Source organism: Arthrobacter sp. (assembly GCF_031988865.1).
Lineage (GTDB): Bacteria > Actinomycetota > Actinomycetes > Actinomycetales > Micrococcaceae > Arthrobacter_B.
This window is the reverse complement of the sequence record NZ_DALZXY010000100.1, coordinates 1-11,340: the sequence shown is the minus strand read 5'-3', so window position 1 is coordinate 11,340 and position 11,340 is coordinate 1. Positions and strand designations below refer to the sequence as shown.

Here is an 11,340-nt window from a genome sequence, read left to right as displayed (position 1 = left end):
CACCGGTTTCGGAGGCGCTGCTGGGCCCGGACGGGACCTTCCTGCTGGCTCCCGCTGAACGGCGCTCCAGCAGCAGCCAGGGATCGCTGATGCTCCGCGAAGTTCCACGGCGTCCGGCATTCGGCAGCGAGACGGGGGACTGGTCCCACGTGGATGTGTACCTGTCCAAGACCTTGGACTACCGGGCACTGGTTTTCGCGGGTTCGTCCTGGGACCAGCAGGCCCTGGACTGGATGGTGCCTAGGTCGGCAACCATCGTGTCAGTGGGTGCGGCCTTCCCCGAAGCCACGCTCAGCGTCACGTACCCGGGCCAGGAGGACTGGCTCGTTGCGGCCCTCGTGGAAACCATGGTGCCGGAGCTGGTGGCCTGGGACTGGTACAAAAAGGACCCCGGCTACTCTTGGAGCGCCAGGGTCAGTGCCGTCCGGCCGGGCTGACTACTGCAGGACGGCGATGGTAAAAACGATGATCGACGCCAGAAAAAGCACGCCGATCGCCGAATAGGAGATGCGGGTAAAGCGTTGCTGCCGGCTACGTTCTTCGCGCCATTCCCTGCGGGTCAGTGTTGTGCTCATGCGCAGAACTGTAAGAACGTCCCGGGCTGGTCACGAAGAGTACTTTCTACTTGTTCCTCACGATTTGTTACCCGGCTGCTGGCTTATGTTACGCGCCCGGTGCGTCGGAACTGGCACATATAACGAAGGCACGCACTCCGGGTTGGGCCGGAGAGCGTGCCTTCGATGAAGCCGTTAGTACTTACTCGGTCCGGGCGCGGCTCTCTGCCAGCTCGTCGGCGGTGTCCGAGCGGCCCATCATGAACGGAACCAGGAAGGCGATGGTGCCAAGCACCAGGCAGGCTGCCATGGGCCACACGACCTCGAGGGTCAGCCAGTTCAGAGAATAGAGCGAGAGGGCGAAGAGCCCGAAGAAGACGATAAACGTCACGAGGTTCTTGACCAGGTGTCCTTCGCCCGAGTGAGTAGGCTGCTTGGCCTGGGTGCCTGCCATGGGAGTTCTCCGTTTCAAAAAGTTTTCAGCGGCGGACGGATCAGTAACCGGACCCGCCGTTACCACCCTTAACAATAGCGATACCGGAGCTGGCTCCAATTCGCGTAGCGCCGGCGTCGATCATTGCGAGGGCATCTTCCCGGCTGCGGACCCCGCCTGAAGCCTTAACCCCGAGCTCCGGACCGACCGTCCGGCGCATCAGGGCAACGTCCTCGGCCGTGGCCCCGCCGCCGTTGAACCCGGTGGAGGTCTTGACGAAGTCGGCTCCGGCCTCAACCGATGCCTCGCAGGCCAGGACCTTCTGCTCGTCCGTGAGGAGCGCGGTTTCGATGATGACCTTCAGCAGTGCTCCTGATTCATGCACGGCTTCAGCGACTGCAGCGATGTCCCGGACCAGGGCCTCCCGGTCGCCGCGGCGGGCGGCAGCGATGTCTATCACCATGTCGATTTCATCGGCGCCGTCCTGCAGTGCTCCCTGGGCCTCGAATACCTTGACCTCAGTGGTGGACGCCCCCAGCGGGAAACCGATGACGGAGCAGGTGGCCACGCCGGTGTCTTTCAGGGCTGTGTGCACCGTGCTGACCCAGAGCGGATTTACGCACACGGATTTGAAGCGGTACTGGGCTGCTTCGTCGCAGACCCGCAGGATGTCCTCGCTGGAAGCCTCGGGCTTCAGGAGCGTGTGGTCGATATAGGAGGCAAGGTCAGCGGTCTGTGGAGTCTCTCCAGACGCGGCATTCGTGGGCATGGCGGTCCTTTCCAAACTGGACCTCCATCCTCCCATATGGCGGAGGGGGCGGGGGCAGGTGCGTGGGTGCGTTCGAGGCCGAGTGCACGCAGCAAAGAAGCGATTGGGGAGTGCTTAGCTAATTAGGGTCGTTAACTACAAAAGCCGGACAACGTCCTGAGGATAGTTGTCCGGCCTTTGGCTGAAGCTTAGTTCGGCCACCAGCCAACGAGCGGTGAAACGGGGTTGCCGCCGTTACCACTGCCGAAGGACGGTGCCGCATTCGCGGGTGCTGCAACGCCGACGGCCGTGATGGCTGCCGCGAGAAGAAGGGATGCCCCCAGTTTCTTCATTTCGTTCTCCTTGGTGAGGTCACGCTCAGTTGCTGACGACTAAAACTATACCGAAGTCGCACAGCAAAAAGCAGATCTTTCCTAAGATTCAGGATATCTTGCGTATGGATTGAGATAGTCGCTGGTGCCGAGTGCCTGCCTCGATGGCCGTAACGTTAGACCGAGGCAACCGCCTTCGCGCACAATTGTAGCGTGGCGCTGATGAAACATAAGGCAAGATTCCGAGAAAGTGCCGTGGCTTTGATGAGCGATGACTTCATACTGAACGAGTACAAAGCCCGGCAGTCGTGGGAACGCCGGGACTACTCGAGCGCGATGATATCCGCGCGGGCTGCGGCCAACGTTGCACATACCCGCGGAGACGAAGTTGGCTGGTGGCGAATGACGTTTCTCTACGGGGAGTGCCAGCTTGAACTGGGCCAGATGGACGGTTGTGCCGACACGGCTCGCCTTCTAGCTGAACATCCGCTCTCCGGAGATGACCCCGAGCGAGGAGTAAAGGCCAAGGCTTTGATGTCGCTGGGACTCCAAGGGATGGGGCAACTTCCAGAGGCTTTGGCAGTGGCCAGGGATGCAGCCTTGGATTCGCCGGTGACAGAGCAGGGAGGGCGGGGGAAGCTGGAAGCGCAGCAGGCACTTGTCGCGGTGCTCGGCGAGAGCGGAAACTTAGAAGACGCATGGCAGGAAGCCCTGCTTCTCGCCTCCATGATCAGTAGCGACACAGCGCTCGAAAAGGCTGGAAAAGCCTACTGGTCGATTGGAAATGCGGCTTTCCTAATCGGCCGAAACCGCGAAGCGACCCATTACCACGACCTTGCTGCGTCCTGCCTGTCGCCGAGCAACGATGTCAGCTTGTGGGCACTGTTCAACAAGGCTTCGGCTTTTATGCGCCTAACAGCAAACCTCGTGGAGCCGGAAACACTGCAGTGCATAGAGCGAGCTGAAATGGCTCTTTCCATCACTGGTGGCACGGCTCAAGATGAGCTTGATGTCGCATTGATTAGGGCTTATTGGTGCTACCTGACAGGCGAGGTCAAAGAGGCGAGGCGCCGTATGTCTGAACTCTTGGCGGAAGCATCGTCCATGGCGCCCCATAGTGAGGGGGAAGCTCGCTTTCTTTATGCGCGCATTGTGGCAGATCAAGGGCATCATGCCGAGGCCGCGGAGTATGCAGAGGCAAGTGCTGAGCTTTTTGATGCTGCAGGAGCCGCCGCGCGTGCACTCCAGTCCAGAAAATTTATGGAGGAACGGAAACTTGTCGATTAGGCGCTGGAGCGCCATAAAGAACTAGGAAATAACAAGCAGGCTTGGTGACTTCGGTTCCGATTTGGAATGTCGGGTGGAAATCCACCGTTTACCGCTTCGCTGGGGTACGTTTGGTTTTGGGGGGAAACATGGGAAAGTATCAACTTTTTAGGTCTCACAAGGCAGCAGGAACTGATCGTTTCCGCTGCCGTTCCGTTGGCTGGCGCTTGGGGGCAGCATGACGTTCATTGAAGGTGCAGCTCCGCGGCCCGAGGAACCCGCTCCGGTCACAGCGGGCGCAGAACTCCCCGCAACACCTGAAGGCTACGCAGAGGTCTGCCAGGACGTGGGGTTCATCAGAATGGTGCTGCCGCCAGGTGCGGTGATCACCGGAGGCATCGCCGCCCGAGCGGCGGAACAATTCCAGGAATTGGCCAGCACCGGCGATAAACCACTGCTGCTGGAGCTGACCGGCATCGAGGCGATCACCCGGAGCGCACGCACCGTCTTCGGGTCCGCGCGGGCCTCCGCCGTCGCCGTCCTTGGCACGTCCCAGGTAGACCGGGTCATAGCCAACTTCCTGCTGGGCGGTGACTTGCCGTCGTGCCCCACGAAATACTTTTCGTCGAAACCTGATGCCCTGGCGTGGCTTGGGAAGCGTGCAGGATGACAGTTCCGGATTCTGAGGACACACGCCTCCAGCAGGTTGTGGACGGGATTGTCCGAATCGCTGCCGGTGACCTGAGCACGCGGATCCGCACCTCGCCCAGGCGGGATGACGTGGACGCCGTCATCACCGGAATTAACCTCCTGGCCGAAGAGCTGAACTCGGTCTACCAGGAGTTTGAGGAGCGGGTAGAGTCCCGCACCCGGGAGCTGCAGGCAGCGCACCGGCAGATGCAGCGAATGGCCATGAGCGATGCCCTGACCGGCACCGCCAACCGGACGGCCCTGATGCATGAGATCGAGTCCGCGCTCCTTGCCGCGGAGGGCGGCCTCAAACGGCCGTCCGTCCTGATGATCGACCTCGACGCCTTCAAGGACATCAACGACAGCTTTGGGCACCAGACCGGCGACCAGGTGCTCGTCGAGGTGGCCCGCAGGCTCCGTTGGGCCGTGAGGCGCGGTGACACGGTCGCCAGGCTCGGCGGTGACGAGTTCGCCGTCCTGCTCCCGGAGACAGGGCTGACGACGGCCATGGGCGTAGCCGCCCGGGTCCAGGAATCCCTGGCCGAGTCCATCCGGGTCGAGGAAATCGACGTCTGGCCGCGTGCGAGCATCGGCGTGCACTCCGCACTTCCGGGGGAATCCGCGGAAGACATCATGGTCCGCGCGGATACCGCCATGTATGCCGCCAAGGACGCGGGCCGGAGCCAGAGCAAGTCATTCGAGCCGGTGATGCTCTACGCACGCCAGTTCCGCCGGGAAATGGCCGCCGAACTCCGCGAGGGCGTGGGACGGAACGAACTATTCCTGGACTACCAGCCTGTGGTGGAACTGGCCACGGGCCGGATGACCGGGGTGGAGGCCCTGATCCGCTGGCAGCATCCCGAACGCGGCCTGGTCATGCCGGACGACTTCATTTCGATCGCCGAAGAAACGGGGATCATCCTGGACCTGGGCCGTTGGGTCCTGCGTGCTGCGCTGGAACAGGTTGCCCGCTGGGAGGCGGAGCTCTCGCTCGACGCCGATTTCAAGGTGCGGGTGAACCTCTCCGCCATGGAGCTGCAGCGCCTCGACCTGGTGGACCACGTCCGCCACGCCCTGACGGCAACCGGAATCGCACCCACCCGCCTGGTCATCGAGATCACCGAGAGTGCCTTCGTCAGCGGCGGGGACGTGGAAATGTACTCGCTCAAATCGCTCGACGCCCTGGGCATCGGCATCGAAATCGATGACTTTGGCACCGGATATTCGTCCATCAGCTACCTGCGCAGGCTCCCGGTGCACACGGTGAAGGTGGACCGCAGCCTGATCCAGGAAATCAGCTCGGACCCCGGCCAGCTGCAATTCGTCGACGCCGTGCACGGACTTATTCAAGCGGCCGGAATGGAAGCCGTTTTTGAGGGCATCGAAACCCTGGACCAGGCGGCGGACCTCCTGGTCCTGGGCTGCCGCAGCGGCCAGGGCTACTACTTCAGCAGACCCCTGGGTGCCGGGCAGGTTGCCGCGATCCTGGAATCAGGAACCAGGTTGCCGCTGGTGCAGGCCCCAGCCGCGTCCCCCGCAGCAAGCTGACGAACTGCAGCTGCGGGCACCTTCCGTAGTAACGGGTGAGGGCTAGGCTTCGAGGCCCAAGGCTGCGGCGATGTCCGCCTCGGCGGCTGCCAGCCGTTGTGCAGCAGCGGCGCGGGCCCGCGGCAGGTCGGCCCGCCCGTCGGCGGATTCGATGACCTCCAGGTAGCACTTGAGCTTGGGTTCGGTGCCGGAGGGACGGACGATGATCCGGGTGCCGTCCTCCGTGAGGTACAGCAGCCCGTCGGTCGGGGGCAGCTCCTCGGAGCCTTCGGACAGGTCGACGGCGGAAACCACCGGGGAGCCGGCCAGCGACACTGGTGCCTGCTCCCGCAAGCGCGTCATCATCTGCGGAATCAGTGCCAGATCCGCCACCCGGACGGACAGCTGGTCCGAGGCGTGCAGCCCGTGTTCCAGTGCGAGATCGTCAAGCATGTCGAACAGGGTCCGCCCCTGCGCTTTCAGCGACGCGGCAAGCTCGGCGATCAGCAGCGCGGCGGAGATGCCGTCCTTGTCCCGGACCAGCGCCGGTGCCACACAATACCCAAGCGCCTCTTCATAGCCGTAGACCAGCCCGGGAACCCGGGAGATCCACTTGAACCCGGTCAGGGTCTCCTGGTGCTGGAAGCCGGCGGCCGCCGCGATCCGGGCCAGCAGCCGGGAGGAGACGATCGAATTGGCGAACACGGGGGGCTGGCCGGAATCGTTCCGCAGCCGGAGATGGCCCGTACGGATCCGCTCGGCCAGGTGCGCGCCCAGCAGGGCACCGGTTTCGTCACCGCGCAGCATCCGCCATTCGCCGGTGGCAGGGTCTTTTGCCGCGGCGGCAGCCCTGTCGGCGTCCGGGTCATTGGCCAGGACGACGTCGGCACCGGTCCCTGCGGCCAGGGCAAGGGCCAGGTCCAGCGCTCCGGGCTCTTCCGGGTTGGGAAAGGCCACAGTCGGGAAGTCAGGGTCCGGTTCGGCCTGCGCCGCAACAAGCCGGACGGAGGTGAAGCCGGCGTCGCGCAGGACGGCGGACATGGTCTCGCCTCCGACGCCGTGCATCGGCGTGAGCACGATCGACAGGTCCCGGGCTGGATAGCCGTCGCGGCTGGCCAGGGCGTCCACCGCATTGATGTAGTCAGCCACGATGGAGTCGGAGACATCCGTCCAGCCCTCGGGTGCGGTGTCGATGGAGGACAGCGGCGCGGTGTAGTCGATGCGCGCGGCGATCTCGGCGTCGTAGGGCGGGACGATCTGCGCGCCCCGGCCCGGCCCCCTGACCGTCCGCCCGCCCAGGTAGACCTTGTACCCGTTGTCCCGTGCCGGGTTGTGGCTGGCGGTGACCATCACCCCGGCGTCGGTATCCAAAGCCCGCACGGCGTACGCCAGCACCGGGGTGGGCAGCGTGGAGGGCAGCAGGAACGCTTCGATGCCGGCGGCGCTGAAAACCGCGGCTGTCTCAAGGGCGAAGGCCCGGGAGTTGTGCCGGGCGTCGTACCCGATCACTGCGCTGGGGGTCCAGCCATCGGCCTTGCTCTGCAGGAAGGCCGCGATCCCGGCAGCCGTGCGGCGGACCACCGCGCGGTTCATCCGTCGCGGTCCGGCTCCCAGCTCCGCGCGCAGCCCGGCGGTGCCGAACTCCAGGGTTCCGGAGAACCTGTCGGTCAGATCGGCAACGGCAGCTTCGCCGTCGGGCCCCCCGGTACCGGCGCGCTGCAGCAGTGCGCGCAGTTCCGCGGCCGTGGCCGGGTCCGGATCTTCCTCTGCCCAGAGCCGTGCTTCGGTCAGCAGCTCCTGCAGTTCCATCGCAGTCAAGGTCATTGGACGCCTCTGATCAGGTACGAACGGCGCCTTAGAGGGCGCCGATGATTCCGGCAAGCAGCTTGGAGATGCGCGGACCAGCCTCGGCTCCGGCCTCCAGGACTTCCTGGTGGCTCAGCGGCTCGGGGCTGATGCCGGCGGCGAGGTTGGTTACCAGGCTGATGCCAAAGACTTCCATTCCGGCATGGCGGGCTGCAATGGCTTCCAATGCAGTGGACATGCCCACCAGGTCCGCGCCGATTGTCTTGGCATAGCGGACCTCAGCCGGTGTCTCGTAGTGCGGGCCGGGGAACTGGGCGTACACGCCCTCCGCGAGGCTGGGGTCAACGGTGCGGGCCAGCTCCCGCAGACGGGGGGAGTAGAGATCTGTAAGGTCGACGAACGTCGCTCCCTCCAGCGGGGAGGTGGCGGTCAGGTTGAGGTGGTCACTGATCAGCACCGGTGTGCCGGGCTTCCAGTTCGGGTTCAGCCCGCCGCAGCCGTTGGTCAGGACCATGACCTTGGCGCCGGCAGCGGCTGCCGTGCGCACGCCGTGGACGACGGCGCGTACGCCCTTGCCCTCGTAATAGTGCGTGCGGGCACCCAGGATCAGGGCGCGCTTGCCGCCGGGAATCAGGACGGAGCGGATGGTGCCCACATGTCCCTGGACCGCCGGGGCGGAAAACCCGGGAATGTCCGAGGCATCAAGGGTGGCAGTGGTCTCACCGATCAGGTCCGCTGCATCCCCCCAGCCGCTGCCCAGGACCAGGGCGATGTCGTGGGCGGGTACGCCGGTTTTCTCGGCAATGTACGCTGCGGCCTGCCGGGCAAGTTCAAAAGGTTCGTCGTTGCTCACCCGTACAACTTACCGCTTGTCGCGGCTCTTCGCGGGCGGAGGCGGAATCGGCTCGTTTGAGAGGCGTCCCCGGATGGGACAGAATGGACACTTGTGACGAGCCAACTAGATTTTACTGCCAGAAAAATTGCGATCCTCGGCGGCGGCCCAGGCGGATATGAGGCAGCCATGGTGGCCGCGTCCCTGGGTGCGGACGTCACCATCGTTGAACGCAACGGGCTCGGAGGCTCCGCCGTCCTCACCGACGTCGTGCCGTCCAAAACCCTTATCGCCACCGCAGATGTAATGACCCGGATGAGTTCCGCGTCGAACCTCGGCGTCGACTTCGGCGATACCAGCAAGCCGGTAGTGGCGGACCTGAAAATGGTTAACCACCGGCTGCTCGCCCTGGCCAAGGAACAGTCCAACGACATCCGGCGCACCCTGGAGCGGATGGGCGTGAAGGTGCTCGTGGGTGAGGGCCGGCTCCTGGATAACCGCACGATCGAAGTGACCTCGGATGAAGGCACAACGACGGTCGAGGCCGAAGCCCTGCTGATTTCCACCGGCGCGAATCCGCGCGAACTGGAAACCTCCATGCCGGACGGCGAGCGGATCTTCACCTGGAAGCAGATTTACAACCTCACCGAGGTGCCCGAACACCTTATTGTCATCGGTTCAGGCGTCACGGGCGCCGAGTTCGCCTCCGCCTATAACGGGCTCGGATCCCGCGTCACGCTGATCTCCAGCCGGGACCGGGTCCTTCCCGGCGAGGACGCCGACGCCGCCCGCGTCCTGGAGGACGTCTTCCAGACGCGTGGCATGAGCGTGCTTTCCCGCTCACGCGCCGACTCCGTCAAGCGGACCGACGACGGCGTGCTGGTCACTCTCTCCGACGGCCGCACCGTAGAGGGTTCCCACTGCCTGGTCGCCGTCGGGGCCATCCCGAACACCAAGGACATCGGGCTGGAAGAGGCCGGGGTGACCCTGGACGAGTACGGACAGATCAGGGTCGACGGCGTCTCCCGCACCACTGCATCGAACGTCTACGCCGCGGGCGACTGCACCGGGGTCTTCAACCTCGCCTCCGTTGCCGCCATGCAGGGACGCATCGCCATCGCCCACCTGATGGGGGACAGCGTCAAGCCGCTGAAGCTCAAGAACGTGGCCTCGAACATCTTCACCTCTCCGGAAATCGCCTCGGTCGGCGTCTCCGAACAGGACATCGCGGCCGGACGGTACCAGGGAGATGTCATCAAGCTCTCCCTGCACACCAACGCCCGCGCCAAGATGATGGACGTCAAGGAAGGGTTCGTGAAGATCATTGCCCGCAAGGGATCCGGCACGGTGATCGGCGGCGTCGTCGTGGGCCCCCGGGCCTCGGAACTGATCTTCCCGATCGCCCTGGCTGTCACGCAGAAACTCCATGTGGATGATGTGGCGAACACGTTTACCGTCTACCCGTCGCTGACCGGTTCCATCTCCGAAGCCGCCCGGCGCCTGCACGTGCACATCTAGGTTCCGCACCGGCTACAAGGCCCGCCCCCGGCAGCTCATGCGCTGCGGGGGCGGGCCTTTCTGCGTCCAGGGTCAGCGGGTGCGGGTCAGCGTGGGCGGGCGGGGGATTGACCGACCAGGAAGCGAGCCGGTGTCCAAATAGTGGACCGATGTCCGAATGGTGGACGCCAAGTTTTAGGATAAACCTGTTTCCGTCCCGCACCCGAAAGACTTCCCATGTCAACAGACACCTCCAGCGCCGAGGCTGCAAAGGCCCCGGCCAACTCCCGTGGACGCGTCATCGTCGCGTCCCTGGTCGGCACCTCGATCGAGTTCTACGACTTCTACGTGTACGCAACCGCGGCCGTGCTTGTCTTCCCGCGGCTGTTCTTCCCGAACGCCGAGGGCGTCACCGCGCTCCTGAGCTCCTTCGCCGTCTTCGGCGTGGCCTTCATCGCCCGCCCGCTGGGCTCGATTATCTTCGGGCACTTCGGCGACAGGGTGGGCCGCAAGGGCACCCTGGTGGCGTCGCTGCTGACCATGGGTATTGCCACCTTCCTGATCGGCTGCCTGCCGACGGCGGAGAACGGCTGGACCGTCATGGCTCCGGCTCTCCTGGTGGTCCTGCGCTTCGCCCAGGGACTGGCCCTCGGCGGCGAGTGGTCCGGCGCGGCACTGCTGGCAACGGAGAACGCGCCCGCGAACAAGCGCGCCATCTACGGCACCTTCCCCCAGCTGGGTGCGCCCATCGGCTTTATCCTGGCCAACGGGCTGTTCCTGTTGCTCAGCTTCCAGCTGACTCCTGAGCAGTTCGATTCCTGGGGCTGGCGGGTGCCCTTCCTTGCCAGCGCCGTAATGGTCATCATCGGCCTGTACGTCCGGCTCAAGCTGGTCGAAACCCCGGCCTTCCAGAAGGTGGTCGACGCCGGCGAAGTGAGCAAGCTGCCGCTCGCCGCCGTGTTCAAGAACTCCTGGCGCCCGATGATCGCGGGCACCTTCATCATGCTGGCCACCTACGTGCTCTTCTACCTGATGACCACGTTCACCCTCTCCTACGGCACGGCGGCCCGGACCTCCGAGGAGGCCCAGGCCAAGGCGGAAGCCGCCGGCAAGGCCTTCGACCCGGACTCATTCGCCTCCGGCCTGGGCTATGCACGCAACGACTTCCTGATCATGCTGATCGTCGGCGTCGTCTTCTTCGGTATCTTCACTCTGGTTGCCGGTCCGCTGGCGGAGAAGTTCGGCCGCCGCAAGACGCTGCTGTGGGTCACCGCTGCCATCTTCGCCTTCGGGTTCACCTTCGACCCGCTGTTCGGCGGCGGGTTCGCCGGCACGATGGCGCTGCTGATCATCGGCTTCACACTGATGGGGCTGACCTTCGGGCCGATGGGCGCCGTGCTGCCCGAACTCTTCCCGACCAACGTGCGCTACACCGGCTCAGCGATCGCCTACAACGTCTCCTCGATCCTGGGGGCCGCCGTCGCACCGTTCATCGCCGTGGCGCTCTGGCAGGCCGCTGACGGCAGCCCGTGGCTGGTGGGGGTCTATCTCTCCTCCATGGCCGTGCTGACCTTCATCGCGCTGTTCGTGACGCGTGAGACCAAGGACGTGGACTACGTCAACCACTCCAGCTAGGAGTTCCCACCCGTAACGCG

Annotated in this window: 12 protein-coding genes; 6 read left to right on the top strand and 6 right to left on the bottom strand. The window is 64.5% G+C overall.

The features are described 5' to 3' along the window. The coding region (locus RTN46_RS14720; RefSeq protein WP_312182479.1) for a hypothetical protein at positions 1 to 437 on the top strand (437 nt) is incomplete at its 5' end. On the opposite strand, the gene RTN46_RS14715 is transcribed toward RTN46_RS14720, so the two are convergent. From RTN46_RS14715 to RTN46_RS14700, 4 genes are all read right to left on the bottom strand, one after another. Continuing rightward, a complete protein-coding gene (locus tag RTN46_RS14715) occupies positions 438 to 575 on the bottom strand; it encodes a hypothetical protein (RefSeq protein ID WP_312182477.1) in 138 nt (45 codons plus the stop codon). A gap of 181 nt (positions 576 to 756) precedes the next feature. Next, on the bottom strand, positions 757 to 1,008 hold the full coding sequence (locus RTN46_RS14710; RefSeq protein WP_312182476.1) for a hypothetical protein: 252 nt from the start codon (positions 1,006 to 1,008) through the stop codon (positions 757 to 759). A gap of 40 nt (positions 1,009 to 1,048) precedes the next feature. Beyond that, entirely contained in the window at positions 1,049 to 1,756 is a 708-nt protein-coding gene (deoC, locus tag RTN46_RS14705) for a deoxyribose-phosphate aldolase (RefSeq protein ID WP_312182474.1), read from the bottom strand. A 188-nt stretch (positions 1,757 to 1,944) separates the two neighbouring features. After that, the gene (locus RTN46_RS14700; protein WP_312182473.1) at positions 1,945 to 2,088 is read right to left on the bottom strand and encodes a hypothetical protein; all 144 of its coding nucleotides are present in this window, start codon (positions 2,086 to 2,088) and stop codon (positions 1,945 to 1,947) included. Positions 2,089 to 2,289: 201 nt separating this feature from the next. Here RTN46_RS14700 and RTN46_RS14695 point away from each other — a divergent pair, with 201 nt between their 5' ends. The 3 genes from RTN46_RS14695 to RTN46_RS14685 all read left to right on the top strand — a co-directional run bounded on the left by RTN46_RS14695 (position 2,290) and on the right by RTN46_RS14685 (position 5,571). Then, a complete protein-coding gene (locus RTN46_RS14695) occupies positions 2,290 to 3,354 on the top strand; it encodes a hypothetical protein (RefSeq protein ID WP_312182471.1) in 1,065 nt (354 codons plus the stop codon). A 217-nt stretch (positions 3,355 to 3,571) separates the two neighbouring features. Then, complete coding sequence (locus RTN46_RS14690; RefSeq protein WP_312182470.1) at positions 3,572 to 4,003, top strand: STAS/SEC14 domain-containing protein; 432 nt, start codon at positions 3,572 to 3,574, stop codon at positions 4,001 to 4,003. Next, positions 4,000 to 5,571, top strand: coding sequence for an EAL domain-containing protein (locus tag RTN46_RS14685; RefSeq protein WP_312182469.1), 1,572 nt, complete (start codon positions 4,000 to 4,002; stop codon positions 5,569 to 5,571). The genes RTN46_RS14690 and RTN46_RS14685 overlap by 4 nt, the downstream gene beginning before the upstream one ends. A gap of 42 nt (positions 5,572 to 5,613) precedes the next feature. Here the strand turns inward: RTN46_RS14685 and RTN46_RS14680 are convergent, their stop codons facing one another. Beyond that, entirely contained in the window at positions 5,614 to 7,374 is a 1,761-nt protein-coding gene (locus tag RTN46_RS14680; RefSeq protein WP_312182467.1) for a phospho-sugar mutase, read from the bottom strand. Positions 7,375 to 7,405: 31 nt separating this feature from the next. Continuing rightward, the gene (locus tag RTN46_RS14675) at positions 7,406 to 8,209 is read right to left on the bottom strand and encodes a purine-nucleoside phosphorylase (protein WP_312182466.1); all 804 of its coding nucleotides are present in this window, start codon (positions 8,207 to 8,209) and stop codon (positions 7,406 to 7,408) included. Positions 8,210 to 8,302: 93 nt separating this feature from the next. Between RTN46_RS14675 and RTN46_RS14670 the strand changes: the two genes are divergently transcribed. Continuing rightward, entirely contained in the window at positions 8,303 to 9,706 is a 1,404-nt protein-coding gene (locus RTN46_RS14670; RefSeq protein WP_312182465.1) for an NAD(P)H-quinone dehydrogenase, read from the top strand. A 216-nt stretch (positions 9,707 to 9,922) separates the two neighbouring features. Next, positions 9,923 to 11,320 (top strand): MFS transporter, encoded by a 1,398-nt coding sequence (locus RTN46_RS14665; protein ID WP_312182463.1) that lies wholly within the window; start codon positions 9,923 to 9,925, stop codon positions 11,318 to 11,320. Positions 11,321 to 11,340 lie beyond the last annotated feature (20 nt).